Origin of the sequence: Arthrobacter sp. NicSoilB4, assembly GCF_019977335.1 — a bacterium.
Classification (GTDB): Bacteria; Actinomycetota; Actinomycetes; order Actinomycetales; family Micrococcaceae; genus Arthrobacter.
In genome coordinates this window covers 3221335-3248292 of sequence record NZ_AP024653.1, presented here as the reverse complement: position 1 = coordinate 3248292, position 26958 = coordinate 3221335, and the positions used below count along the sequence as shown (strand labels likewise).

Genomic DNA, 26958 nt, shown 5'->3' with positions numbered 1-26958 from the left:
CAGCGGGTAACTGGGCAGGAGCGTCATCGCTCGTTAATCAGCGATGAAACCCGCCCGCGAACACCCCGCCCAGTGCTTTCCGCAGTCAATTCCGCTGCGGTAAGAGTCCCATGACGCGCCAACGGACAAGCGCTACGGGGAGTCCCGTAGCGCTTGTCCGTTGGCGCGTCGCCAGCCAGAAACTGGAGCGCGGCCTACGGTGCCGGCGGGGCCGTGCCTGTGGGAACCGGCGACGGCGACACCGGAGCCGGTGCGGGGGCCGTGCCGGCAGATCCCGTGGGCTGCGGTTCAGCGGGTGCAGGCGCGGCCGACGTGTTGGCGGGTGCGGTGGCCGCGGGCGCGGTCGTGCCGGGCTGAGGCGCAGCGTCCGTGGTGCCCGGGGTGGCTCCGGGCGCCGCCGTCTCGCTGGCGCCCGGCGAGGGACTGCCCGTCGGGGCCGGGGCTGTGCCGGTGGAACCGCCCGGCGTGGCGCTGGGGTCGCTCCTGATGACCTCCATGATTTGCAGCTTGAAGGCGTCCAGGCGCCCCTGGATCTCCGAGAGCGGCACATCCTGCAGGTTCCGCCCGTACTCCGCGATTTGCTGCCAGAGCGCGTTGAGCCGGGTCATTCCGTCGGCACTCAGCGGACCGTCCAGCGTGAGGACCAGTTGGCTCGCCAAGGCGTACGTCAGGCACCGCACACAGTTGTAGTTCGCGGCCGCCGAGAGGTTCTCCGGGACGATCACGTCGGTCTGCCCGACGATCAGCACCACCTGGAAACCCACCGCGACGGCGGCGCAGTCCGCGCAGCTGGCGAAGGCGTAGGCCTCGTTGCGGGTGGTGACGTCCGCGCCGTCGTCGGCCCAGACCAGCGCGAAGGCGACGTCGTAGACCACGGACCCGTCCGTGGTGTTGACGGCGAGTGACTGGTTGCCGTCCTCCTCGGGGGCGGCGGGGCGGTCGAAGGGGAACACCCACGACGGCGGCGCCGCGGCCCCAGCAGTGCCGGCTGTTCCGGCGTCACGCGGCACCAGGACCATGCTGAGCTGCGGTTCCTCGCGGGTGGGCTTCTCCGCGCCGGCGGGCCAGAGCGCCACGGTCCGGCCGGACTGGCCTTCCTTCATGCCAGTGCTGGAACCGGCCGGGAAGACGGCGGTGGTGGCGTCGGCCAGGGTGCCCCGTTCGTACGGCTGGACCGGGCGGTAGCTCTCGGCGCCGGGCCACCAGGCCCAGGCAAGGCCGGCCATCACGGACGCAATCAGGGCCAGGGCCGTCCCGCGCTGGAGTGCTTTGCCGCGGGTCTTCTGCCACAGGGCCGTGATGATCTGCCGTCCCAGCCGGAACAGGATGTAGAAGATGCCAACCACGGGAAGCGCGACGGCGGCGATCGCCAGGATCCGCACGGAGGCGTCGACGAGGTCCCCGTCGGCGAGGGCGCTGTTGAACATGGCGTACTGCTTCTGCGCACTGTCCCACGCCGTGCCGAGGAGCCGCGGCAGGGACAGCACCATCAGGACCAGGCTGAAGAGCAGCAACGGGACCGTGATCAGCACCCAGGCGGTGACGACGGCGCGGGCCCACGGCTTGAGGACCTGGGCCTCCGGGTCCTTGCGGCGCCACGGCAGCAGGGCCAGCAGGGTGGGTTTGATCCGCTGGAAGAGGTCGGGGACCCCGGTGGCGTCGGCGAGGATGTGGTACCCGTCAAAGCGGACCAGCGGCAGCAGCTGCCGGACCATCTGCAGCACCTGGGTCACGACGACGAGCAGCAGCGCATCGAAACCCGTTGCCCACCAGATGCCCATGATGGCGACGGCGACGATCGCGTTGAAGTACAGGCCGCCGAGGTCGGTCCGGATGCGTCCGGCGCGTCCCAGCCGGTAGGAATCGGTGACATCGGTGAAGAATGCGGGCCAGATCAGGTACAGGCCGGTGCCCATGGCTCCGGGGGTTGCTCCGCCGCGGCGGGCCGCGGCAGCGTGCCCGAACTCGTGGAACCCTGCGGACAATACGGTCACCACGAGGATCAGCAGCACCAGGCCCGGGTTGGCGAAGGCCTCGTGTGTGGCGGAGGCCAGGCCTTTCACCATCAGCACCCACCAGCAGCTGGCCAGGAAGGCCGCGGTGACGAGGACCACGATCAGCGGGCTGAAGAGCACGGCGAACGGGGCGGTGATCCGGCGTGTGCGCTCCGGGTCCGTGACGGTGTAGCGGAACTTCATTCCGAGCAGCGGGTCGGCCTTGCGGACCTCCGGCTGTGAGCCGTCGGCGCGCTGCAGCAGGCCCAGGGGCAGTAGCTGGGTGTCGATCAGGGTCCGGATGTTCTCGGCGCTGACCAAGCGGCCGGATCCAGTGCTGGCGCGGCTGGCGATTTCCTCGAGGCCGCGGGTGCCGTCGATCGCTTCGAGGACCAGATACAGCAGCCGGGTGAGCTGCAGGGTCTGGCCGTCGGCGCGGCGGACCAGGGAGGGCGCCTCGCGGTAGCCCGACCCCTTGGTCTCGCCGAGGAGCTGGACGCCGTCGGCCCGGACCGGAGCCTCGACGGTGCCGGCAGCCGGCGCAGAGACAGTCTGCGCAGGAGGGACCGGCGGGCCGTCCGAGATGGACGGCCCGCCGTGCGAAATGCTCATCCGGGGAACTACTGCCGGAGGTCGGACTGCTGGTCGGCCGTAGCCGTGGCTTCGCCCGTGATGTTCTGATTGATGATGGCATCCTGCTGCGAGACGGCGAAGGCGTTGCTGTCGATCGAGCCGATGTTGGCGGCGACGGCGGCATCGATCGGGGCGGCGACATTGGCGTTGGCGGCCACGGCGCCGTTGATCGGGGCGGCGATGTCGGCAGCGGCGTCCAGGTCCACGTTTACGTTGAGCAGGTTGGAATTGAGGGCGCTGTTGACGTCCGTCGGCAGTGCGCTTTCCTCCGCCGTGACATCCGTGGCGCCCGTGTCGGTGCCGTCGGTGCTGCCGGTCTCCTGGTCGATCGTGCTGTCCTGTGCGGATGCGGCGGTGGCATCGGCGTCAATGCCCTGGTTGATGATGACGCCCTGGTCCGAAAGTGCCTGGGCGTCGGAACCGAAGGACAGGATGTTCGCGGAGGCCGCGGCGTCGATCGGTGCGGCAACGTTGGCGTTGGCCGCGATGGCGAGGTCGATCGGTGCCGCGGCGTTGATCCCGAGGTCCAGGTCTGCGTTGAGGTCCAGGATGGAGGCCACTTCCTTGTCCGGAAGTGCGGTTCCTGCCTCCGCCATCAGCTCAGCGTCGCTCAGCGGGGTCATTCCCTGTTCAGTGCTCACGAATAGCTCCAGTTCCGGCACGGTTTCTGCTGCCCCCAGTGAGCAGTTCCAGACCGATGTGCCTCATGCGAGTCAATAGTAAGCATGATTAGCATTATTTTGGGCACCACTAGCCCATCGATAGCTCCGTATCGGCCCTTATGAGGGCCGAAAAGGGCCGCTACGGAGCAACCGATCACCCGTCCCCCTGCCGCAGTCCTGATTCAGGATCGAGTCCCGTCCCCGCGGCGCCGGGCCGCGACGTGTTCGGCGGCCATGATGGTGGGGATGTTGGTGTTGGCCGAAAGCGGTCCTGGAATGATCGAGGCGTCGACGACCGAGAGGCCCGGTACTCCGTGGACCCGTCCCGAGGTGTCGACCACAGCGCCGGCGCGGGGGTCCGTTCCCATCGCACAGGTGCCGACCGGGTGATGGTACGTCGTGGCGGTGGCCTTGATCCAGTCGCGGGCGGCAGCGTCGTCGACCAGGTCCTGCCGGGGCGCGAGCCGGGGACCGCGGGTGAGCCGGCCCAGTTGGGGGTGGGCCGCCGCAGCGTTCGCGATCTGCAGGCCCTCTGCAAGTCGGTCGATGTCTACCGGGTCGCTGAAGTAACAGAGGTCGATGGCGGGTGCGGAGGCCGGATCGAGCGTGAGCAGCCGTACTTGTCCGCGCGAGGCCGGCTTCAGCAGCGCTGCGGCGAGCAGGCAGTGATAGCCGTCCTCGAGCCTGTAGGGTCCGCACACCATGAACTGGAGATCGGGGGGATCGACTGCGGAACGCCGGCTGCTCCGGGCTGTTGCCAGCACCTGAAAAATTGGAGGGTCTCCCTGCGGCTCGAGACAGGGCAGGTCAATGGCCACCCACGGGTGGTCTGCGAGGTTGTGTCCCACACCGGGCAGGTCCATCGTCACGGATCTGCCAAGCGCTGCCACGTCGGCGGCGGGCCCGAGGCCGGAGCGGATGAGCAGTGCGGGCGAGAAGTAAGCGCCGGCGCAGACGATCACTTCATCGGCTGCGGTCACTTGGCCGTCGGTGGTCCGTACCCCGGACACTCGCCCGCCACCGACCACGATCTCAGCGACGGGTGAGTCCGCCCTGATCGTCAGATTGGGCCGGGAGCGGACGGGATCAAGATAGGCCTGCGCGGTGCTGACACGCAGACCCCCCACACAGTTGACCGGCAACCCTGACACGCCGACGGCGCCCGGAGCGTTGTGGTCTGGAATGCGCGGGATCCCCACGCTCGCTATCGCGTCCTCCATGGCAAGCGTGAGCTCGGAGCGTTCATCGTCCCGATATCGGCGGATCGGCACCGGTCCGTCCTGTCCGTGATATGGGGAGGAACCGAAGTCCAAGTCATGTTCGAGGCGGCGGAAAGACGGCAGTACCTCCTCGAACGTCCATCCGGGTAGTGCCCAGCCGTCGTAGTCGGCTGGATGCCCGCGCAGGGCGAAGGTGGCGTTGACGGCAGACGACCCTCCGGTCACCCGCCCCTGCGGCAGGGCCAGCGGAGGGCCGCCGGCGACGCCCGTTCCGTGGAGCCCCCAGTCGTGTGAGGCCGTGCTGGTGCCATGGATGCCGTCAGCGAGATCAGGCGGAAGGGTGCCCGGAAGGTAGTCCGGCCCGGCTTCGAACAGCACGACCTCGCGGGCTGCATCCTCACTCAGCCGCGAAGCCAGCACGCAGCCTGCACTGCCCGCACCAACGATGGCCACGTCATACCGATTCTTCATCTCGTGGCTCCCTCCGCTGCAGCACGGGCCACCGGCCCGGTGGCTGATCTCCTATGACAGTCCGGGCAGGAGTGCGGGATTTGCGGGGACGAAAAATGCGAAAATTATCAGCGCTGCTCCGATGAGCCTGCTCAGCGCACACCCGCGGCTCCACGTCTTTCCACGGCATCTGAGGTTCCTCCACACGGATACCCCCACGCTCAAAGTCTCCCCCCGGCCACAACCGGCGTCAACAGAAGAAAGCGCTGTACCGCAGTGGTTGTTGCGCCGGACGGGAACCGCAGACGGCCCGACCCATCGGTTGCTCCGGAACTGCCCTTAAGGAACCCCAAACGGGCCGTTACGGAGCAATCGAAGGGACTTGCTACTTCAGCCCGGCCCCCGGCAGAAGCTCCGTGGCGCCCAGCGAATCGGCGACGAAGGCGTAGTCCCAGGCCCTTTCCTTCCACTGCACGTAGCGGCCCGAAGCGCCGCCGTGGCCGCCCTCCATCTCGATCTTCATCACGATCGGCTCGCTGCCCGTGTTGAGTTCCCGCAGCCGCTGCACCCACTTGGCGGGCTCCACGTAGAGCACCCGGGTGTCATTGAACGAGGTGACCGCGGCAATCTTGGGGTAGGCCACGGCGCGGACGTTTTCATACGGCGTGTAGGACTTCATGTACTCGTACACGGCGCGGTCGGTGATCGGGTTTCCCCATTCCTCCCACTCCAGCGCCGAGAGCGGCAGCTCGGGATCCAGGATCGTTGTCAGGGCATCCACGAAGGGCACCGCTGCCACGATCGCCGCGTACTTCTCCGGTGCGAGGTTGGCGACGGCGCCCATCAGCAGCCCGCCGGCCGAGCCGCCCATGGCAGCGATCCGTGCCGGGTCCACCCAGCCGGACTGCGCCAGCCAGTCGGTGGCCGCGATGAAGTCCGTGAACGTGTTCTTCTTCTGCAGCTTCTTGCCGGTGTCGTACCAGTGCCGGCCCAGTTCGCCGCCGCCGCGGATGTGGGCGATCACGAACACGATGCCCCGGTCGAGGAGGGAGAGCCGGGGGATGCCGAAGCCCGGATCCATGCTCATCTCATAGGAACCGTAGCCGTACACAAGGCCGGCCGCCGTCGAATCGCGGGCAACAGTGGCGTGGCGCAGCACGGAGAGCGGGATCCGGGTGCCGTCCGCGGCCGTGGCCCACTCGCGGGTGGCGACGTAGTCCGCGGCGGAGTACCCGCCGAGGACCGGGCTTTCCTTGCGCAGAAGCAACTCGCCGGCGGGCTGCTCCGCGGTGGGCAGCACAAAGTCATAGACCCGGGACGGGGTGAAGTAGGAGGTGTAGCCCATCCGGATGACGGGTGCCTCGTAGTCGGAGCCCGCGACGCCTGCGGTGTAGAGCTCCTCGTCGAAGGCGGGCTCCACCGGCGCGCCCTGCTCCGGCGTGCCCAGCCCGGCCAGCGGCAGGACCTGCACGCGCTCGATCGTGTCCTTGCGGACGGAGACCACCAGGTGCGTCGAGGTGACGCCGGCGCCGTTGACGCGCACCTGGTCGGAATGTTCGACGACGGTGGTCCAGTGCTGCTCGGCGAGCGGCTTGGCGAGTTCGGCCGGGTCCACGAGCGAGACCATGGAGTTGATGGCGTCTTTGTTGTGGGTCAGCACGAGGGCCTCGGCCTGCTGCCCCGAGGCGTCCGCCAGCAGGAACGGCTCGGCCTCGTAGAGGATGCGCTCGTCGCGGGAGATCACGGTGCTGAGGCCGGCGTCGAGCGCGTCGAAGCGGAGCAGGCGGGTCTCGCTGAATTCCGAGCAGCCGATGCTCAGCACGAGGTGGCGCCGGTCGGCGGAGAGCTCGAAGCCCAGCCACATGGCGACGTCGTCCTCCTGGTAGATGACCTCATCATCGGCGACGGGCGTGCCCAGCACATGGGATTTCACCTGGTAGGGCCGCCAGGAGTCGTCCACCACGGTGTAGAAGATCCGTGTGCCGTCGGGGGAGAAGGAGATGCCGTAGAAAACGTTCTCGATCACATCGGGAAGGAGCTCGCCGGTCCGCAGGTCCTTGATGCGCAGCGTGAACCGCTCGTCCCCGGCATTGTCCACGGCGTACGCGTAGAGGTTCCCGTCAATGGTGACAGCGGCACCGCCGACGGCGAAGAACGGCTTGCCCTCTGCCTCAAGGTTGCCGTCCAGCAGGATTTCCTCGCCCGGGATGTCAACGCCGACCTCGACCGCCGGGGGAGTCCAGTCGGCGACGCGGTCCCCGGTGTCCTCGGCCCGGACCCGGCACTGGATGCCGTATTCCTGGCCCTCCACAGAGCGGCTGTAGTACCACCAGCCGTCCTTGCGGTTGGGAACGGAGAGGTCCGTCTCCTGGGTGCGGCCCTTGATCTCCTGGAAGATGGCCTCGCGCAGCGGCTCCTGGTGGGCCGTCACTGCCTCCTGGTACGCGTTCTCAGCCTTGAGCAGCTCCACGACCTCCGCGGATTCCTTGTCCCGCAGCCACTCGTAGTTGTCCTCGAACGCATCGCCGTGGTGCGTGCGGAGGGCGGGAATCTTCTTGGCAACGGGGGGCTGCGGGGACGGCTGCACGGGAGTCTGGGTCATTTCTCCAATCTACCGTCAGGGCAAGGTCAGTTCCCGTTCTGCAGCCCGTTCGCGGCGATGTACTCGGCCAGGGTGCCGGACGCCAGGGCCGCGGAAACGGCGGCGGTGGCGGCCGGGTTCTGCCAGATGACCGACTGGCCGCTCGCGGTGGTCCCGACGCCGGCAGTGGGAAGCGTGAAAAACACGGCGTTGCCCGGGGCTGTGCTGCGCAGGCTGAAGGCGAGGCGCTCCAGCGTCTCCATTGTGAGGCCCGGATCCACCGTGACATGCGGGAGCACGGTCGTCACCAGCTGCTTCACGGTATTCCGGTCCGACAGCCCGCCTTCGGCCGCCATCTTGGCCATCAAGGCCTTGAGGAAGGTCTGCTGGTTCCGCACCCGCTGGTAATCGCCGTCGCCGAAGGCCTTGCGCTCGCGGACAAAGGACAGCGCCTGCGGCCCGGTAAGCCGGTTCACCCCCGCCGGAAAATACACGTGGTCATCGATCGTGCCCTGAAAGGCCCGCGGGATGTCGACGTCGACCCCGCCGAGGGCATCCGTCATGGCGGCGAAGCCCTGGAAGTCCGCCATCACGGTGTGGTCGATCTTCTGGCCCAGCAAGGACTCCACGGTCTGGGTCATGAGCGGCACACCGCCCAGTTCGAGTCCGGCGTTGACCTTGGCCCCGCCGTAGCCGGGGACGTCCACCCACAGGTCACGCATGATGGAGATGCCGTAGACGCTCTGGCGGTCGGCCGGGAGATGGATGAAGACCAGGGCGTCCCCCCGCTGGTCGGAGGTTCCGCCGGAGGCCGCTATTGCCCGGTCGTTCACGCGGCTGTCGCTGCCGATCAGCAGGATGTTCAGTGCCGTGGGCGGCGGATCCGGGGTCGGCGTCGGAGTGGGTGTGGGTGTCGGGGTGGGCGCGGGGGTCGTCTCCGCCGGGGCGGAAGTCTCCACGGTGGCCACGGGCTGTGTCCGCGGCTGGTTCAGCAGGAGCGCCGCAACGGCGACGGCGATCACCGCCAGCCCGGCGGCGATGGCGATGATAATTGTGCGACGGCGGTTCATCCCGCCCGGCGCCGCGGCGGGGCCTGCGGCAGCTTCCTTTGGTTCCGGCGACATTCCCATGGCCGGACGTTACCACCGCGGTGCGCCAAACAGGGGCAGGCGCCACAATAAACGGATTGATGACAGCCGTGCCGGACCGCCGCCGTCGCGCACTCCCGCGAAGCGCCGTTGTGCTTGACGCATCTCCCGCCTTCCGCATATCCTGAACGAACGGTCGGTAATTATTTATCGGAAATGCATAGGAGCAACCATGGCATCGCAGACCCTGCAGTCAGTGCCCGGAGAACCAACAGGGGCGCGGCACGAACAGAGCGCCGAAGATGTGGCCCGGCGTGACGCTGAAGGCCAGGCCTACTTCGACAAAGTCATGGCGGACGACTCGCGGATTGAACCCCGCGACTGGATGCCTCCGGCCTACCGCAAGACCCTGCTGCGCCAGATCTCGCAGCACGCGCACTCGGAGATCATCGGCATGCAGCCGGAGGCCAACTGGATCTCCCGCGCCCCGAGCCTCAAGCGCAAGGCCATCCTGATGGCCAAGGTCCAGGACGAGGCCGGCCACGGACTGTACCTGTACTCCGCCGCCGAAACCCTCGGCCAGCCGCGCGATCAGATGATGCAGGACCTGATGGACGGCAAGGCCAAGTACTCCTCCATCTTCAACTACCCCGCCCGCACCTGGGCGGACATGGGTGCCATCGGCTGGATGGTCGACGGCGCCGCCATCGCCAACCAGGTGCCGCTGTGCCGCGCCTCCTTCGGCCCCTACGGCCGGGCCATGGTCCGGGTCTGCAAGGAAGAGTCCTTCCACCAGCGCCAGGGCTTCGAGATCCTGCTGGAACTCTCCCACGGCACGCCCGAGCAGAAGCAGATGGCGCAGGACGCGGTGAACCGCTGGTACGCCCCGGCCCTGATGATGTTCGGTCCGCCGGATGACGACTCGCCCAACTCCAAGCAGTCCATGGCCTGGAACATCAAGCGTTTCAGCAACGACGAACTGCGCAACCGTTTCGTCGGAATGATGATGGAGCAGGTCAAGGTCCTGGAGCTCACCCTCCCGGACAAGGACATCCGCTTCAACGAAGAAACCAAGAAATGGGAGCACGGCCCCCTGGACTGGGATGAATTCCACGAGGTCCTCGCCGGCCGCGGCCCCTGCAACGCCCAGCGCCTGGAACGGCGCCGCGAAGCACACAACAATGGCGCCTGGGTGCGCGAAGCAGCCGCAGCGTACGCCGACAAGCAGCGACGCCAAGCAGAGAAGGAATCCGCAGCATGACCACCCCCGAACCGCACGCAGGAAACGTCTGGCCCATCTGGGAAGTCTTCGTCCGCTCCAGCCGCGGCCTCTCCCACGTCCACGCCGGCTCCCTGCACGCGCCGGACGCCGCCATGGCCCTGCGCAACGCCCGCGACCTCTACACCCGCCGCAACGAGGGCGTGTCCATCTGGGTTGTCCCGGCGGACGCCATCGCTTCGAGCGATCCCGATGCCAAGGGTTCGTTCTTCGAATCTCCCCAGGGCAAGGACTACCGGCACGCGACGTACTACACCAAGAGCGAGGGCGTGAAGCACCTGTGAGCACCCCGGAAGCCACCACCGAAACCGCCGCACCCGCGGAAGAAGCAGCCGGCCACGGCGACCTCAACGTCGGCGTCGCGGGAGCAAGCGGCACCGGCGAGGCCACGGCCAGCGCCACCCGCATCACCCCCGGCAACGCCCTCCGGCCGGAGGACATCGCCCTCGCCGTCAGCCGCGGCACTGCGAAGCCGGACGAGGACGTCGCCGAGTTCGCCCTGCGCCTGGGCGACGACGCCCTGGTCCTCGCACAGCGCCTGGGCCACTGGATCTCCCGCGCCCCGGAGCTCGAAGAGGACATCGCCCTCGGCAACATCGCCCTGGACCAGCTGGGCCACGCCCGCTCATTCCTCAGCTACGCCGGGGGACTGGACGGCCGGAGCGAGGACGACCTCGCCTACTTCCGCCGCGAGCACGAATTCCGGTCCGTCGAGATCTTCGAAATCCCGAACGGCGACTTTGCCGTCACCATCGCGCGCCAGTTCGTGGTCAGCTACTACCAGTTCGAGCTGTACCGCCGGCTGGCGCAGTCCACCGACGCCACCCTGGCCGGCATCGCCGCCAAGGCCGTCAAGGAAGTGGACTACCACCGCGACCACAGCGCCCAGTGGGTGCTGCGCCTCGCCCAGGGCACCGACGAGTCCCGCGAGAGGATGATCCACGCCTTCAAGGTCGTGTGGCCCTACGTGGACGAGCTGTTCCGCGACGACGAACTCACCGCCCGCCTCAGCGCAAGCGGCGCCGCCGTCGAGCCGTCCAGCCTGCGTGCCGACTTCGACCGCCTGACCGGAGAGGTCCTCGCCGCAGCGGAACTGGACGTTCCCAAGGTCCAGCCCGCCCCCGGCGGCGGACGCAAGGGACAGCACTCCGAGCACCTCGGCTACCTCCTCGCCGAAATGCAGGTGCTCGCCCGCGAGTACCCCGGAGCAAGCTGGTAACCACCATGGAGATGTACGTCAGCCACCCCACGGCCGCGGGCGGCCGCCCCGCGGAGCAGAGGACGCCCGAGCAGAAGGCCTGGGACCTCGCCGCTACCGTCTGCGACCCGGAAATCCCGGTCCTCACCATCGAGGACCTGGGAATCCTGCGCAACGTCCAGGTCACGAAGGAACCAAACGCGGGCGACGGCGGGATGGTCCCCACCGTCAACATCACCATCACGCCGACGTACTCCGGCTGCCCCGCCATGGATGCCATCCGCGACGACCTCAAGACCGCCTTCAACCGCGAAGGCTACCCCAGCGTCAACGTCGAGATGGTGCTCTCCCCGGCGTGGACCACGGACTGGATGAGCGAGGCCGGCAAGGCCAAGCTGCAGGAATACGGCATCGCCCCGCCGTCCGGCCACTCGGCCGCCATGAGGCACGCCGGGCCGGTCCGACTGTCCCTCGCCGTCAAGTGCCCGCAGTGTTCATCGCTGAACACCAAGGAACTCACCCGCTTCGGTTCCACCTCCTGCAAGGCGCTCTACGTCTGCCAGGACTGCAAGGAACCGTTCGACTACTTCAAAGTTTTGTAAGGAACAGGTGCTCCCATGACTGTTGTCCGCCAGACCGCCGCCGAAACGGCTGCGGCCACCGGCCGCCGTCGCGCGTCCTTCCACCCGCTGACGGTGGACGAGGTCCGCCGGCTCACCGATGATGCGATCGAGGTGACCTTCGGTGTGCCGGCTGAACTCGCCGGCCAGTTCGATTACCTCCCGGGCCAGTACGTCGCGCTGCGCACCACCTTGCCGGATGAGTCCGGTGAGCCGAAGGAAATCCGCCGCAGCTACTCGATCTGCGCCGAACCGAGGAGCTTCGCGGACGGTAGCAGCGAGATCCGGGTCGCGATCAAGAAGGACCTGGGCGGGCTGTTCTCCACCTGGGCGAACGCCGAACTCAAAGCGGGCGACGTCCTGGACGTGATGAGCCCGATGGGCGCGTTTGTGTCCAAGCACGGCCGGGACGGCAAAGAGCAGAACCTGATGAACTCCATGAACCACCCGGAGGACATGGCGAGCGAACTGGCCGGGGAGCCGGGGTCCTTTGTCGCGATTGCCGCCGGTTCCGGCATCACCCCGGTGATCGCAATCGCCCGCACCCTGCTCGCCGCACACCCGGACACCCGCTTCGACCTGGTGTACGCCAACAAGGCCGCCATGGACGTGATGTTCCTCGAGGAACTGGCCGACCTGAAGGACAAGTACCCGGCCCGGCTCGCCCTGCACCACGTGCTCTCCCGCGAACAGCGGATCGCCCCGCTGCTCAGCGGCCGGATCGACGCGGAGAAGCTGCAGGCCCTGCTGGGGACCGCCATCCACGCGGACGACGTCGACGAATGGTTCCTGTGCGGCCCGTTCGAGCTCGTCCAGCTGTGCCGGGACACCCTGGCCGAGCGCGGCGTCAACCCGGACCACATCCGGTTCGAACTGTTCACCACCGGCAAGCCGGACCGCCCCGAGGGCAACGCCGGCCGCCCGGTGATCGTGGACGAGTCCCAGGCCACGTACAAGATCACCTTCAAGCTGGACGGACTCCAGGGCGAGGTTGCCAGCCCCACGCACGCCCGCGAATCGATCCTGAACGCGGCGCTGCGCGTCCGCCCCGACGTTCCGTTCGCGTGTGCCGGCGGCGTCTGCGGAACCTGCCGCGCCAAGGTGGTCACCGGTGCCGTCACGATGGACGAGAACTACGCCCTGGAGCAGGACGAGCTGGACAAGGGCTATGTGCTGACCTGCCAGTCCCACCCCACAACGCCGGAAGTCACCGTCGACTTCGACGTCTAAACCGTCCACCGCCCGGTCCCCACTCCACAGAGGAGCCCCATGATTTCCCTCTCCATCGCCGACGGCGTCGCCGAGATCGTCCTCGACGCCCCCTACAAGCTGAACTCGCTGGACGAGCAGGCCCTCCGCGACCTGTCGAAGGCGTACGACGACGCCGCTGCCGCCGCCCACCGCGGCGAGGTGCGGGCGCTGCTGCTCAGGGGCGAGGGACGCGCCTTCTGCGCGGGACGGGACATCGCCGGTGTCACGCCGGAAACGGATGACGTCCAGGGATATCTGGGCGGGCTCCTGCAGCCGCTGCTGAAGAAGATGACAGCTTTCCCTGCCCCCACCTTCGCGGCGGCCCAGGGAGCCTGCCTGGGTGTGGGGCTGGGGCTGCTGCTGGCCACGGATGTGGTGTACGTGGCGGAGAACGCCAAATTCGGTTCACCCTTCGCGAACCTCGGCGCCACGCTCGATTCCGGTGGGCACTGGTACTTCACCGAACGGCTCGGCATGCACCGCACGCTGGACCTGATCTACACCGCCGAGCTCATGAGCGGCGCGGATGCCGTGGCCCAGGGGATGTTCAGCCGGGCCATGCCCGCCGCCGACCTGCTGGAGAACACCCGGGCGATCGTGGCCAAGGCCGCCACCGGCGCCACAAGCGCGTTCACCGCGAGCAAGGATCTCGTGGCGCACATCCGGGACCAGCGGCTGGGCCTCTGGGAGTCCATGGAAGAGGAGAACGCCGAGCAGGCGCGCCTCTGCAAGACCGAGGACTACTCGGAAGGATTCCGGGCGTTCCAGGAGAAGCGGACGCCGGTTTTCAAGGGCTAGCAGCGCCGGAAAACGCGGGTACTGAGACCAAGTTGTCTCGGTACTTGTCTTTTGTTGGAGCCATTCTCATTTGGAAAATGCGCTTGTAAGGTTCGGTTATGACTTCGGGGAAAGCAGTAACAAAGGCTGTCATTCCGGCCGCGGGACTCGGGACACGCTTCCTGCCGGCCACCAAAGCGATGCCCAAGGAAATGCTGCCCGTGGTCGACCAGCCGGCCATCCAATACGTTGTCGAGGAAGCTGTCCGCGCGGGCCTGACCGACCTGTTGATGATCACCGGCCGGCAGAAGCGGGCCCTCGAGGACCACTTTGACCGTGAGCCCAGCCTCGAACGTGCCCTGGAACTCAAAGGCGACCTCGAGAAACTGGAAGCCGTCCAGCACGCCTCCGCACTCGGGCCCCTCTACTACATGCGCCAAGGGGACCCCAAGGGACTGGGGCATGCCGTCCTGTGCGCCCGCCAGCACGTCGGCGCCGAGCCGTTCGCCGTCCTGCTCGGCGATGACCTGATCGACGAACGCGACGAGCTCCTGAGCACCATGATCGACGTCCAGGCCCGGACCGGCGGCTCGGTGGTTGCCCTGATCGAAGTGGATCCCGCCGAGATCAGCGCCTACGGCTGTGCCGATGTGTCGGCCGTCGACGGGGAGTGCCATGTGCGCGTCAACCGGCTCGTGGAAAAACCGTCGGTCGCCGATGCCCCCTCGAACCTGGCCGTGATCGGCCGGTACGTGCTCCACCCGGCGGTTTTCGACGTGCTGGAGGAAACAAAGCCCGGCCGCGGCGGCGAAATACAACTCACGGATGCCCTGCAGACACTGGCCGTCTCCAGCTGCGAAGGCGGGGGCGTGTACGGAGTGGTCTTCAAGGGCCGCCGCTACGACACCGGCGACAAGCTGAGCTACCTCAAGGCCGTCATCTCGATCGCCTCCGAACGGGTGGAGTTCGGCGAGGAGCTCAAGGCCTGGATGAAGGCCTTCGTCAGCTAGCGCGCCTTCGGTGCGGCTAGCGCGTGTCCAGGTCCTCAAAGACCAGGAACGTCTGGGTGTCCAGTACCCCGGGCATGGACTGCAGCTGGTCGAAGATCACCCGGCGCAGATCGACGTTGTCCACGGCGCGCACCAGCAGGATCACATCGAAGTCCCCGCCCACGAGCGCAATGTGGTGCACCTCCGGGATGGCCCGCAGCAGTTCCCGGAGCTCCCGCCAGGAATGCTGCCGGACCTTCAGCGTCACGTAGGCCGATGACTTGAGGCCGGCCTTGATGGGATCCACCAGCGCCGTGAACTTGGTCAGAACGCCCTCGCCGGTCAGCCTGGCTATCCGCGTGTAGGCATGGGCGCGCGAGATGTGGACGTTCTCCGCGACCTGGGTAACGGACATCCGGCCGTCCCTGGTCAGTTCCGCAATGATGTTCCGGTCTACATCATCGAGCGGCACTGCCGCCGGTTCTGCCTCGGCCTCTGCCATTTGTCCACAACCTCTGCCGGTAATCCAGCTCACACTAACAATTTGTCTTCCAGAATAGGCCAATTTTCTGGACTTCTCCACGATTTTCGCTGGAGCTGGATACGAAACATCGTCCCGCGCCATACTTGGAAAGAATAGTGGCTACAGAAGGACGGACCAATGACGATCTCCGCAGACCACACTGCGCAGCAAACGGCAGCCGAAGGCCAGGCGCCGGGCGCCGTTGCGCCCGGCGCCGCAGTTCAGGCTGACGCCCCGGAAAACGCGGCAAGCGAGGCAGTGCGCAAGTTCGGCATCACCGTTGAGGATTACATGCTGCCGGCGCGGCACCAGATCCAGATGGTGGGCCCGGACGGCACCCTGAACCCGCACACCGAGCAGGGCACGCAGCCCGGCCACGAATACGCCCTCCCCAGCGACGATGAGCTGGTGGCCGCCTACGAGCAGCTCGTCGTCGGACGCCGCGTCAATGACCAGAATTCCGCCCTGGTCCGGCAGGGCCGGATGGCCGTCTACCCGTCCAGCCACGGGCAGGAGGCCTGCCAGGTCGCAGCAGCCCTCTGCCTGTCCGACGGTGACTGGATGTTCCCCACCTACCGCGACTCCGTGGCCGTGATGGCCCGCGGCGTCGACCCGGTCCAGACCATGACGCTCTTCCGCGGCGACTGGCACGGCGGCTATGACCCGGCCAAGCACAAGGTCGGCATCCAGTGCACCCCGCTGACCACCCAGCTGCTGCACGGCGTCGGCGTCGCCCACGCCGCAAAGCTGCGCGGCGAGGACACCGTCGTCCTGGCCATGTGCGGCGACGGCGCCACGAGCGAAGGCGACTTCCACGAGGCACTGAACTTCGCTGCGGTGTTCAACCTGCCTGTCGTATTCTTCGTCCAGAACAACCAGTACGCGATCTCCGTGCCGCTCGCGCACCAGTCCGTCGCGCCGTCGCTCGCCCACAAGGCCGTGGGCTATGGCATGGCCGGCGAACGCGTGGACGGCAACGACATCGTCGCCCTCCTCGCCGTGCTGGGCCGGGCCGTACGGCTCGCCCGGGAAGGCTCCGGCCCCCTGCTCGTGGAGGCCCACACCTACCGCATGCAGGCCCACACCAACGCCGACGACGCCACCCGCTACCGCCAGGACAGCGAAGTTGCCGAATGGGTGGCCAAGGACCCGCTGAGCCGGATGGAGACCTACCTGACGGACCGCGGACTGCTCGACGACGAGCGCGCCGCGGGGATCGCCGAAAAGGCGGAAGCCGTTGCCACCCAGCTCCGCGAAGGCCTCAGCGAGGAAGTCCCGGTGGAACCGCAGGACCTCTTCAAATACGTCTTCTCCACCCCCACCCCACAGCTGAAGGAACAGTCCGCCTTGCTTGCCGACGAACTCGCCCGCGACGCCGCATCCACCGCAACCGCATCCACTGCAAAGGGGTCCGGCAAATGAGCCCCACCGTCACCACGTCCTCCGAGGTCAACGGCAATGTCAGCGCCGCAACCGCCCGGGCCGCAGCCAAGGCTGCCAGCGTGGCCGAACAAACCGGCCCGCAGACCATCACCCTGGCGAAGGCCCTGAACACTGCCATGGCCGACGCCATGCACGCCGACGAATCGGTCCTGGTCTTCGGCGAGGACGTCGGCATGCTCGGCGGCGTCTTCCGCATCACCGACGGCCTCACCAAAACCTTCGGGAAGAGCCGCTGCTTCGACACCCCGCTGGCCGAATCCGGCATCGTCGGCATGGCCGTCGGCATGGCCATGAACGGCATGCGCCCTGTCATCGAGATGCAGTTCGACGCCTTTGCCTACCCGGCCTTCGAGCAGATCGTCAGCCACGTCGCCAAGATGCACAACCGCACCAAGGGCACTGTGAAGCTCCCCATCGTCATCCGGGTCCCCTACGCCGGCGGCATCGGCGGAGTGGAGCACCACTGCGATTCCTCCGAGGCCTACTACGCCCACACCGCGGGCCTCAAGGTCTTCACCCCGGCGACGGTGGCCGACGGCTACCGGATGCTCCGCGAGGCCATCGATTCAGACGATCCCGTCATGTTCATGGAGCCCAAGAAGCTGTACTGGTCCAAGGACCAGGTGGACCTGGACGCCCTCCGCGCCGAACACGTGGCGAACACCGAACAGGGCACCTCCTCGGAAGGCCGCGCCGCCGTCGCCCGCCCCGGCACCGACGCCACGCTGATCGCCTACGGACCTTCCGTCCCGACGGCGCTCGCCGCCGCCGCCGCGGCCGCCGAAGAGGGCCGCTCCCTCGAGGTGATCGACGTCCGCTCGATCGTCCCGTTCGACGACGAGACCGTCTGCGCCTCGGTCCGCAAGACCGGCCGCGCCGTGGTCATCGCCGAGGCCCACGGCTTCGCCTCCGTGGCCTCCGAAATCGTGGCCCGGGTCCAGGAACGCTGCTTCCACCACCTCGCCGCGCCGATCCGCCGGGTCACCGGCTTCGACGTGCCGTACCCGGCGCCCAAGCTTGAGCACTATTACCTGCCCGGCGTGGACCGCATCCTCGACGCCGTTGACGACCTCCAGTGGGAAGACTGACCATGAGCGAACCGAAAGTATTCCTCCTCCCGGACCTCGGCGAAGGGCTCACCGAAGCCGAGCTCGTCAACTGGCTCGTGGCCGTGGGTGACGAAATCCGCGTCGACCAGCCGATCGCCGAGGTTGAGACCGCGAAGTCCATGGTGGAGGTGCCCTCCCCGTACGCCGGCACCGTCGCCGTGCTGCACGGCGAGCCCGGCCAGACGCTCGACGTCGGGAAGCCGCTGATCTCGGTGACTCCTGTTGGTGCTTCTGCTGCCGCCGCCGGCGTCGGTGGCGGCGCCGCCGCGGATGATGCCGCCCCCGCCCCTTCGCCGGACAGCATTCGTCCTTCGGACGATGCTGCCGGCTCCGACAGGCCCGATGCCACTCCCGGGGCGGCATTGCCTGCGGCGGCTGGGTCTGCGGGTTCCTCGCCGGCTGCTGTTGCCGCTGAGGTTTACCGCGAGGAAGAAAAAGCCGGATCGGGGAATGTTCTGATCGGTTATGGGACTCCTGGCGGGCATGGGGTTGCGCGGCGGACGCGGGCTCGCAAGGGGACTGTTGTGGCTGAGCCGGTTGTCGAGATTTCTGCTGCTGAAAAGGCTGCCGATGACCTGGTGTTGAGGCGGACGCGGGTTCCTGGGAAGTTGGGGGCTGTTATTTCTCCGCTCGTCCGGCGGATGGCGCGGGACCATGGGGTTGATTTGGGGGAACTCCAGGGTTCGGGGGCCAGCGGGCTGATTATGCGGCGCGACGTCGAGGCTGTTATCAAGCCCTCGGTGGCTGAGCGTCCGGCCGCGGCGCCGGTCGAAACCCCGGCCGAGGTTCCGGTTGCGGCTGCCGGCGACACCGATGCCCGCACCGGGCTGGGCATCACAGGGCGGACCGCGGTCCGCGGGGTGCGGAAGGCCGTTGCGGCCAACATGACGCGCAGCCGTTCCGAGATCCCGGAAGCCACGGTGTGGGTGGATGTTGACGCCACCGCGCTCGTGGAGATGCGTGCCGCGCTGAAGAAAGCGGATCCGCACCACACCCCGGGCCTGCTGGCGTTCATCGCACGGTTTGTCACTGCCGGGCTGAAGAAGTTCCCGGAGCTGAACACCCGGATCGTGACAACCGAGGACACCACCGGCGGGGCTTCCCAGGAGATTGTGGCCTTCGACGGCGTCAACCTTGGCTTCGCGGCCCAGACCGACCGCGGCCTGATGGTGCCGTCGGTGCGCAACGCGGATAAACTCAGCGCCCGCGAACTGGACGCCGAGATCAGGCGGCTCACCGCCGTCGTGCGCGAGGGCAAGGCGACCCCGGCGGAGCTCGGCAGCGGCACGTTCACGCTGAACAACTACGGGGTCTTCGGGGTGGACGGTTCCGCGGCGATCATCAACCACCCCGAGGTGGGGATCCTCGGTGTCGGGCGCATTATTGACAAGCCCTGGGTGGTCAACGGCGAACTCGCCGTGCGCAAGGTGACCGAGCTGACGCTCACGTTCGACCACCGCGTCTGCGACGGGGGGACCGCTGGCGGTTTCCTGCGCTACGTGGCCGACGCGATCGAGAACCCCGGTTCGGTACTCGCGGACCTGTAAACCAGGCACACACCGCGCGGGCGGAAAGACCGCCCGCGCGGGGCCGGCTTCCAGCCTCCGGCCAGCTCCGGTGGGTACAATCGAGGGCAGAACATCGCACCAACGACGCCGGAACACCGCCGGAATACGGAGATTTAATGTCACGATGGCTCGAGGTTGGCCCGGACAACTACGTCCTGACCACCCCCAGTTCCCTGCTCAACACCGGCCTGGTTGTCGGCTCCGAACGTGCCCTGGTCATCGACACCGGCAGCGGCCCCCGGCAGGGACGCGAGATCCTGGACGCAGTCCGGGAAAAGACGCAGTTGCCGCTGGTCGTCGTCAACACGCACGCCCACTACGACCACTTCTTCGGCAACGCGGTGTTCGCCGATGCGGGGGTTACTGAGTTCTGGGCGCATGAGAACTGTGCCGCGGAGATCGAGGAGAACGGCGACAGCCAGCGCCGCGCCGTCGTCGCCGATGAGCCGGAAATGGCTGCCGGCGAAGGCAGCAACACCGAGATTGTGGTCCCGAACGCGATCGTGAAAGACCAGCCGGTCCTCCTGGACCTCGGCGGCCAGACCGTCACCTTCTTCTATCTCGGCCACGGGCACACCGACGGCGACCTCCTCGTGGGAACGGGCACCACCCTCTACGCCGGAGACCTGGTGGAGCAGGGCTCCCACCCATCTTTCGAAGATTCCTATCCCGAGGAATGGGCCGACGCCCTCCGTCATCTCTCGGCGCTGCGGCACCGCTACGAATTCCTGGTCCCCGGCCACGGCGAACCGTGCAGCGACCAGTTCGTCAAGACGATGGCCAACACCATGACCACGGCTGTGCGGCAGGCCACCCAGGCGACCAGGGAATCCCCGGACGACGCCACCAAGGCCATCCCGATCCTGCCTTACGGGCCGGAGCAGTCCCGCTGGTTCATCAGGCGCCTGCAGGAGACCCGCGCGCACCAGTGAGTGAGCGGCTTTCGGGCTGTCGATGGTAAGGGAGCTTGCGAAAGCCCCTAGAATTGCAGTTTGGACCAAATCAAACGAGCACCGCAGCCGCCTGCGCTGTGAGTCCCAGGGGGGACCAATATGCCCGATCCGGTGGACAACAACACAGCCAACGCTGCCGCTGAGGCAGAACAACCCGAACTCCGGCGACGGCGTGACCGCCGCCGCGGCGAGGACTCAGACGCCCGGACAGGAACCATGCCGATCACAACCTCCGACGCAGTCGACAACCCGGCCGCGCGACCGCTGCGCCGCAACTCCTGGGCGGAGGCCGCCGAAGCAGCCGACGAACGAAACGCCGCTACTGGTACCGTCCCCGTGATCCGGCAGGTCCCGGCCGCGCCGGAGCCGCCAGCGGCTCCGCCCGCGTCGGCTGCCCAGGGCCCGGGCCCCGCGGCTGACACAGACGGACTGGCGTTCGACGAACAGGTGTTCGACGAAGAGGCGTTCGAGGGCTTTGAGGCCGAGCCGCCCGCGTTCGAAGCGGCTGCGGCCCTGACCCGCCGCTCGGCAGTACCGGCGGCGCCCGAAGGCGCCCCCGCTGTGCCGGCGCCGCCGGCCCGGGCCACCCGCTCCGCCAGCCGGGCCGCGGCCCTGTCCTCCCCGGCTCCCGATTTCATCAGCTCCCCTGGCCTGTTCGTCCGCGAGCAGAAACCCCGACCCGTCGGGGGCGTGCGCGGAGCGCTTTACTCGCTGACCGGCGGCGGACTGAACCTGGGCCCGAGTGCCCGGCAGCGCGAAGAGGACGAACTGGCGCGGCGCATCTCCCGCCAGCTTCAGGGGAGCTACAACACCGCCGTCCTGAGCCTCAAGGGCGGCATCGGCAAGACCTCCACGACGGTCGGCGTCGGGCTGACTTTGGCTGAGTTCCGCGGTGACCCGCCGTGCGCCATTGACGCGAACCCGGACTCCGGCGACCTCGTCGAGCGTGCCCTCGGCGAGGGCATTTACCAGCAGCAGACTCCCCGCACCATTTCGGACCTGCTGAAGAACATCGAATCCATCGATTCCCTCACCGCACTGGCCCGGTACATGCACCACGCCGGCCGCCTGCACCTGATCGCCGGTGAACAGGATCCCGAGGTCTCCGATTCACTGACCGCCGAGGAATACCTGCGGATCCGCAAACTCATCTCCGGCTACTACTCGGTGGCCCTGACCGACTGCGGCACCGGTGTCACCCACAACGCCATGAAGGGCATCCTGCAGTCCGCGGACAACCTGATCATCGCGGCGGGGTATGCGGTCAGCGGCGCCAAGCGCGCCCGCAGCACCCTGCACTGGCTGGCCAGCCATGGCTACGAGGAACTCGCCCGCAACGCCGTCGTGGTCATCACCGACAAGGATGAGGTGTCCTCACGCGTGGACAAGGACGCGATCGAAGACCACCTGTCCGGCATCTGCCGCCAGCTGATCGCCGTGCCGCACGACCGCGGCGTGGCCGACGGCGACCTGGTCACCCTCGACGTGCTCCGCCCGGAAACCCGGCGCGCCTACCGCGAGATCGCCGCCGCGATCGTGGACGGCTACGTCTGACCACGAGGGACTGGTAGCGCCGCAGGGATGAAGTTGTGCCGGGCCGGGGTCCGACCTACATTTTAGGGATGACCTACAACGCCGGGGACGAAGCTGCCCTGCAGCTGCAGGACCTCCTGATGGGAACAGAGAACGTCGAGGACTTCCTCGGCCGCCTCGCTGAGTTCTCCGCGGCCACACTGAGCCACGCCGCCGGCGCCGAGATCGAATGCGGTGTGACCCTGCAGCGCCGGAAGAAGACCATGACGGTGGCGGGGAGCAGCCCCCGTGCCGTCATTCTGGACCGCATCGAGCAAAGCCTCGGCGACGGCCCGTGCCTCGAAGCGCTGCGGTCAGGGTCCGTCGTCCTGCTCGCCGACGTCGATACGGATCCGCGCTGGCCGGACTACCAGGTGCAGCTCGCCGCGAACGGTGTCCGCAGCACCCTCGGCGTGCCGCTGGAAATCGGCGAGGACGCGGCCGCCGCCCTCAACTTCTTCGGCTCCGACACCGGGCTTTTCACCGAGGACATCATTGCCGACGCTTCCGGCTTTGCCGACCTCGCGGGCCGTTCCCTGCGCCTGGCGGTCCGGATCGGCACCGCGCAGTCCCGCGCCGAGGATCTGCAGGCAGCCATGGAACACCGCACCGCGATCGATCTGGCCTGCGGCGTGGTGATGGCGCAGAACCGCTGCTCCCAGGAGGAGGCCATGGGCATCCTCACGCGGGTTTCCAGCAACCGGAACCAGAAGCTCCGCGACGTCGCGGCCGAGGTCCTACGGAACCTCAACGCGGAGGAAGTCCGCACGCACTTCGACGCCTGACAGCCCCGGCGCGCCGCCGGGCCTAGGATGAAGGGGATGACCACCACCAGCCACGCGCCTTTCAGCCTCCGCAGCATCGCCGTTCCCGCCTTCGGCCCGGCCCTGCTGTTCAGCATCGGCGAAGGCGCCATCCTGCCCGTGGTGGCACTGTCCGCCCGCGACCTCGGCGCCTCGGTGGCCGTCGCCGCATTGATCGTCACGCTCATTGGCCTCGGCTCGTGGTTCTTCAACCTCCCGGCCTCACTCATCACGCTGAAGTTCGGCGAACGCTGGGCCATGGTCGGTGCCGCGGCCGCGAGCACCGTCGCCGTGGCCGCCGCCGCACTCTCCCCGCTGCTGCCCGACGGGATCTGGCTGCTGGCCGCGGCCATGGTGGTTGTCGGGATGGCAGCGAGCGTCTTCAGCCTGGCCCGGCAGAAGTACCTGACCGAGGCGGTGCCGGTCATCATCAGGGCCCGGGCGCTGTCCACGCTGGGCGGTGTCAACCGGATCGGGATCTTCATCGGACCCTTCATCGGCGCCGCGGTGATGCAGTTCTCCGGCATCACCGGAGCCTACTGGGTGGGCGTCGTCGCCATGGCCGCGGCCGCCGTCCTGTCGGTAACCATCCCGGACCTCGTGGCCAAGCCCGCGGCGGACGACGGCGGTGCCTTCCAGCAGGCGACGCTGCGCAGCGTCGCCGGCTCCCATGCGGGGGTCTTCCTGACCGTGGGCATGGGGGTGCTGCTGCTCAGTGCGGTGCGGGCGTCCCGGCAGGTCGTGATTCCGCTCTGGGCCGAGCACCTGGGGATGGACGCGACGCAGGCATCGCTGATCTACGGTCTGTCCGGAGCCATTGACATGCTGGTCTTCTATCCGGCCGGCAAACTGATGGACCGCAAGGGCAGGCAGTGGGTGGCCATCCCTTCGACGATCATCATGGGCACGGCCCTGGTGCTGATCCCGCTCAGCACCGGGTTCGCGGGGCTGCTGCTCGGGGCACTCCTGATCGGCTTCGGCAACGGCATCAGCTCGGGCCTGAACATGACGCTGGGAGCCGATTTCTCACCCGACAACGGCCGCGGCCAGTTCCTGGGCATCTGGCGGTTCATGGCCGACGCCGGGTCCACCGGCGGGCCGGTGCTGCTCTCAGGCGTGACCGCCGTCGCCTCTCTCGGTGCCGGAGTGGCTGCCACCGGAGTGCTTGGCTTCGCTGCGGCCGCGGTCTTCGCCATCACCATCCCCAGACTGAAGCACCGGCGCAACTTCTGAGGGTTCAGGCAGACGCTTCGCGAGCTGCTGGACCACGTACGCCGCGTCCCTGTGCACGCCGCCGATCAGGCCCGAGGTGAGGGCGTACTGGAAGGGCATGCCGACGAAGTACAGCCCCGGAATCGCCGGGACGGCGCCCCTGTCTGACTGCGGCCAGCCCGACGGCGTCCGTTCCAGCCCGTCGATCCAGTCCAGGTCAGGGCCGTAGCCAGTTGCCCAGATGACGGTCCGCACGACGGCCGACTCTCCGCCGTCGAAGGTGGGCTGGCCGTCCCCGGCGCCGGTCATCCGCGGCACCCGGACCACTCCGGCGCGGTCGAGGTCCTTGACGGAAATCCGGATCAACGGTGCGCCTCGCTGGTGGAAGCCCGCCGCGACCTTCCGTCCGATCGGTGTGCCCAGCGTCAGCACGAAGTGGATGAAACGCCAATAGGCCCCGCCGGCGTAGCGCAGCAGAGGGTCGGGGATGTGCGGGGTCGGACGGCCCGAGAGCAGCACTCGATGGCTCCCCGAGAGCTCCAAGGCAATTTCCGAGCCCGAAGTCCCGGCGCCCACCACCAGCACGGCGCCCGCGGGAATGTCAGCGGGGCCGCGGTATTGCGAGCTGTGGAGCTGGTGGATGGAGGAGTCCAGCCCGGCTGCAGCGCGCGGAATGCGGGGGAGCGCGTTTGCGCCGGTAGCCACGATGACATTACGCGCCCGTACCGTGCCGGCCGCGGTTTCGACGTCGAACCCCGCACCCGCCCGCCGGACGCCCTCCACGTGGACCCCGGTCCGCACCGGAAGGCCGAAACGGGCGGCGTAGCCCTCGAGGTAGTCAGCGAACTCCTCCTTGCCCGGGAAGGTGTTCCGCGCCGCCGGGAAGGGCAGCCCGGGGAGCCCGTCGTGCTGGGCCGGGGTGAACAGGCTCAGGGAATCCCAGCGGCGGCGCCAGGTTCCTCCCACCCGGGCGCCGCCCTCCAGGATCTCGAACCGGAGTTTCGTTCGGGCAAGGTGGTAGCCCGCGGCCAGGCCTGCCTGGCCCGCGCCGATCACCACAGCATCAAGCTGCTGGCTGTTCTGATTCATGGCCGGCTCCTTGCCGAGAGAACCTTGTTCTTTTCACTAGAGTACCGTTCTAGTCACTGGAGCGATAGTCTAATTTTTATGGAAAAGACGACACGGCGGTCGATCCAGGCGGCCGGGACCCGGGACGCCATCGTCGATGCGGCCGGCCGGCTGTTCACTGCCGACGGGTACGTCCGCACCACTATCGACGGGATCGCCGCCGAGAGCGGCGTGGCCGTCCAGACGGTGTACAACTCTGTGGGTAACAAGGCGGCCCTGCTCTCGGCCGTGCTGGACAGCGCAGCGGCAGGTCCGGGACCGCAGGCGGGTGTGCTGGAATTCATGCGGGAGCGCACGCGGCAGGCAGCCGACTTTCAAGCTCTGATCGACGTGCTGGCGGACTGGTTTGTCGAGGTCCATCCGCGCACGGCAGGAATCAACACCGTGATCGCCCAGGCCGCGGCAGTGGATGAGGCGGCGGCGCGGCTGGAGAAGGAGCGCGGGCAGCAGCGGCTCCGGCGCTACGAGGAGGCCGCCGCGGCGGCCCGGTCCCGTGGCGGACTGAGTTCCGGGATGGCCGACGCCGAGGGGGCCGCCGCCATCTGGTCGCTGGGGCACCCGCAGGTCTACCGGACACTGGTGCAGGACTCCGGCTGGACCCTGCCGGCTTACCGGGCATGGATCGCCAGGGCGCTGGGCGCTGCGCTCGCCTGAGCCGCCGATCAACGTGCGGCAGCAGCTGCCAGCTACCTGGGCAGCGTGCCGCCCGAGTGCTGGATCGCGGCGGCAAAGACCGGCAGGGCGCGCCGGATCATGTCCTCCGACGCGGTGAGTGAGATCCGGAAATAGCCGGGGGTCTCGAAAAGGGTGCCCGGCAGCACGAAGACGTCCTGGTCCGCGAGGGCAGCGGTGAACTGCTCGTCGTCGTCGGCGGGGGTGCGGACGAACAGGTAGAACGCGCCCTCCGGCCGCGATACCTGATACCCCGCGCCGGCCAGCGCCTCCACCATCAGATCGCGTTTTCGCTGCAGCTGCCCGACGTCGATCGAAAACTGTTCCAGCCGCGGCAGCGCATGCTGCAGCAGGGCATTCGGGTAGATCCAGCCCATAGCCATCTGCAGGGCCGTGAGCGCCTCGCGCAGCGGGCCGCGGTCCGGCATGGTGGGCGGCAGCGCCAGGTAGCCGATCCGCTGCCCGGGCGCCAGATGCGTTTTGCCGTAGGAGTAGGCCAGCAGCGTGTACGGATAGTATTCGGCGGGGCTGTGGAACCTGGCGCCGTCGTAGACAATCCGGTTGTAGGGCTCGTCGGAGAGCAGGTACACCCGCCGCCCGTTGCTGCGCGAGGCCCCTTCCAGCATGTCCGCCAGGTCCTTCAGGAGCGAGGGCGGGTAGATCCGGCCGGTCGGATTGTTGGGGGTGTTGACGATCACCACCCGGGTGCGGGGCGTGATGGCCGCCCCCAGCGCCGCCAGGTCAATGTCGAACGTCTCGGGGTCGCAACGGATCTTGACCGGCACCAGCCCGGCCTCAATCGTGAGCGGTTCGTAGAAGAACCAGGGCGGCAGGGTGAAGATGACCTCGTCGCCGGGGTCGGCGACGGCCTTCAGCGCCAACGGAATTGCGGTGAAGCCTCCGGTGGTGAGATGGATGTCCGCCGGCTCGAACTGCAGCCCGAGGAGGCGCTGCAGGGAAGCCGCGGCGGCGGCCTGCGCTTCCGGCTCATTGGTCTTGTAGGCAAACCACCGTTCGTTCCGGGGCGTCAGCGCGTCGGCCAGGGCTTCGACGTAGGCCGATTGCGGCATCTCGTGCGGGTTGCCGAGGGCGAAGTCGCAGATCCCCGGCTCGTGCTGGCGCCGGGCGTAGACGGAGTCGCGGAGGAAGGTGTTGATCCGCTGTTGCGACGGGACGGACGCGAGGGCGGTGGCGCGCCGTGAAACCGGAGAATCAGTGTTCATGACAGTCCCT

The 26958-nt window shown here is 68.0% G+C and carries 22 protein-coding genes and 1 pseudogene; 15 read left to right on the top strand and 8 right to left on the bottom strand.

What is annotated here, in order from left to right:
- Positions 1–194: 194 nt before the first annotated feature.
- The 5 genes from LDO13_RS14795 to LDO13_RS14775 form a co-directional block, all read right to left on the bottom strand.
- Positions 195–2606 carry a hypothetical protein gene (locus tag LDO13_RS14795; RefSeq protein WP_224047442.1) on the bottom strand — a complete coding sequence of 804 codons (2412 nt, stop codon included), beginning with the start codon at positions 2604–2606 and terminating at the stop codon, positions 195–197.
- A gap of 8 nt (positions 2607–2614) precedes the next feature.
- On the bottom strand, positions 2615–3250 hold the full coding sequence (locus tag LDO13_RS14790) for a peptidoglycan-binding protein (RefSeq protein ID WP_224049800.1): 636 nt from the start codon (positions 3248–3250) through the stop codon (positions 2615–2617).
- Positions 3251–3471: 221 nt separating this feature from the next.
- A complete protein-coding gene (locus LDO13_RS14785; protein WP_224047441.1) occupies positions 3472–4980 on the bottom strand; it encodes a GMC oxidoreductase in 1509 nt (502 codons plus the stop codon).
- Between the two features lie 364 nt (positions 4981–5344).
- Positions 5345–7561 (bottom strand): S9 family peptidase, encoded by a 2217-nt coding sequence (locus LDO13_RS14780; protein WP_224047440.1) that lies wholly within the window; start codon positions 7559–7561, stop codon positions 5345–5347.
- 26 nt (positions 7562–7587) lie between these two features.
- Positions 7588–8670, bottom strand: coding sequence for an LCP family protein (locus LDO13_RS14775; RefSeq protein WP_224047439.1), 1083 nt, complete (start codon positions 8668–8670; stop codon positions 7588–7590).
- 190 nt (positions 8671–8860) lie between these two features.
- Here LDO13_RS14775 and paaA point away from each other — a divergent pair, with 190 nt between their 5' ends.
- The 7 genes from paaA to galU all read left to right on the top strand — a co-directional run bounded on the left by paaA (position 8861) and on the right by galU (position 14763).
- Positions 8861–9889, top strand: a complete 1029-nt coding sequence (paaA, locus tag LDO13_RS14770) for a 1,2-phenylacetyl-CoA epoxidase subunit PaaA (protein ID WP_224047438.1) — start codon at positions 8861–8863, stop codon at positions 9887–9889.
- On the top strand, positions 9886–10191 hold the full coding sequence (paaB, locus tag LDO13_RS14765) for a 1,2-phenylacetyl-CoA epoxidase subunit PaaB (RefSeq protein WP_024367847.1): 306 nt from the start codon (positions 9886–9888) through the stop codon (positions 10189–10191). The genes paaA and paaB overlap by 4 nt, the downstream gene beginning before the upstream one ends.
- On the top strand, positions 10188–11126 hold the full coding sequence (paaC, locus tag LDO13_RS14760; protein ID WP_224047437.1) for a 1,2-phenylacetyl-CoA epoxidase subunit PaaC: 939 nt from the start codon (positions 10188–10190) through the stop codon (positions 11124–11126). Before paaB ends, paaC begins: the two co-directional genes overlap by 4 nt.
- A gap of 11 nt (positions 11127–11137) precedes the next feature.
- The gene (paaD, locus tag LDO13_RS14755) at positions 11138–11707 is read left to right on the top strand and encodes a 1,2-phenylacetyl-CoA epoxidase subunit PaaD (protein ID WP_224049799.1); all 570 of its coding nucleotides are present in this window, start codon (positions 11138–11140) and stop codon (positions 11705–11707) included.
- Between the two features lie 15 nt (positions 11708–11722).
- A complete protein-coding gene (gene paaE / locus LDO13_RS14750) occupies positions 11723–12955 on the top strand; it encodes a 1,2-phenylacetyl-CoA epoxidase subunit PaaE (RefSeq protein ID WP_224047436.1) in 1233 nt (410 codons plus the stop codon).
- Positions 12956–12994: 39 nt separating this feature from the next.
- Complete coding sequence (locus LDO13_RS14745; RefSeq protein WP_224047435.1) at positions 12995–13774, top strand: enoyl-CoA hydratase-related protein; 780 nt, start codon at positions 12995–12997, stop codon at positions 13772–13774.
- A 98-nt stretch (positions 13775–13872) separates the two neighbouring features.
- Entirely contained in the window at positions 13873–14763 is an 891-nt protein-coding gene (gene galU / locus LDO13_RS14740; protein ID WP_224047434.1) for a UTP--glucose-1-phosphate uridylyltransferase GalU, read from the top strand.
- A 16-nt stretch (positions 14764–14779) separates the two neighbouring features.
- Here galU and LDO13_RS14735 read toward each other — a convergent pair whose 3' ends face one another.
- Complete coding sequence (locus tag LDO13_RS14735; RefSeq protein ID WP_224047433.1) at positions 14780–15244, bottom strand: Lrp/AsnC family transcriptional regulator; 465 nt, start codon at positions 15242–15244, stop codon at positions 14780–14782.
- Between the two features lie 159 nt (positions 15245–15403).
- On the opposite strand from LDO13_RS14735, the gene pdhA reads away from it, so the two are divergent.
- From pdhA to LDO13_RS14700, 7 genes are all read left to right on the top strand, one after another.
- Positions 15404–16687, top strand: coding sequence for a pyruvate dehydrogenase (acetyl-transferring) E1 component subunit alpha (pdhA, locus tag LDO13_RS14730; protein WP_224047432.1), 1284 nt, complete (start codon positions 15404–15406; stop codon positions 16685–16687).
- On the top strand, positions 16684–17796 hold the full coding sequence (locus LDO13_RS14725) for an alpha-ketoacid dehydrogenase subunit beta (protein ID WP_224047431.1): 1113 nt from the start codon (positions 16684–16686) through the stop codon (positions 17794–17796). Before pdhA ends, LDO13_RS14725 begins: the two co-directional genes overlap by 4 nt.
- A 2-nt stretch (positions 17797–17798) precedes the next feature.
- The gene (locus tag LDO13_RS14720; RefSeq protein WP_224047430.1) at positions 17799–19364 is read left to right on the top strand and encodes a dihydrolipoamide acetyltransferase family protein; all 1566 of its coding nucleotides are present in this window, start codon (positions 17799–17801) and stop codon (positions 19362–19364) included.
- A 137-nt stretch (positions 19365–19501) separates the two neighbouring features.
- Positions 19502–20317 carry an MBL fold metallo-hydrolase gene (locus tag LDO13_RS14715; RefSeq protein WP_224047429.1) on the top strand — a complete coding sequence of 272 codons (816 nt, stop codon included), beginning with the start codon at positions 19502–19504 and terminating at the stop codon, positions 20315–20317.
- A 120-nt stretch (positions 20318–20437) separates the two neighbouring features.
- Positions 20438–21892: a MinD/ParA family protein gene (locus tag LDO13_RS14710; RefSeq protein ID WP_224047428.1), complete on the top strand. Its 1455-nt coding sequence runs from the start codon at positions 20438–20440 to the stop codon at positions 21890–21892.
- Positions 21893–21960: 68 nt separating this feature from the next.
- Entirely contained in the window at positions 21961–22695 is a 735-nt protein-coding gene (locus LDO13_RS14705; protein WP_224047427.1) for a GAF and ANTAR domain-containing protein, read from the top strand.
- Between the two features lie 36 nt (positions 22696–22731).
- Entirely contained in the window at positions 22732–23946 is a 1215-nt protein-coding gene (locus LDO13_RS14700; protein ID WP_224047426.1) for an MFS transporter, read from the top strand.
- Between the two features lie 492 nt (positions 23947–24438).
- Here the strand turns inward: LDO13_RS14700 and LDO13_RS18660 are convergent.
- A pseudogene (locus LDO13_RS18660) lies at positions 24439–25014 on the bottom strand (NAD(P)/FAD-dependent oxidoreductase); the annotation flags it as partial.
- A 78-nt stretch (positions 25015–25092) separates the two neighbouring features.
- Here LDO13_RS18660 and LDO13_RS14690 point away from each other — a divergent pair.
- Entirely contained in the window at positions 25093–25707 is a 615-nt protein-coding gene (locus LDO13_RS14690) for a TetR/AcrR family transcriptional regulator (protein ID WP_224047425.1), read from the top strand.
- Positions 25708–25739: 32 nt separating this feature from the next.
- Here the strand turns inward: LDO13_RS14690 and LDO13_RS14685 are convergent, their stop codons facing one another.
- Entirely contained in the window at positions 25740–26948 is a 1209-nt protein-coding gene (locus LDO13_RS14685) for an aminotransferase class I/II-fold pyridoxal phosphate-dependent enzyme (protein WP_224047424.1), read from the bottom strand.
- Positions 26949–26958 lie beyond the last annotated feature (10 nt).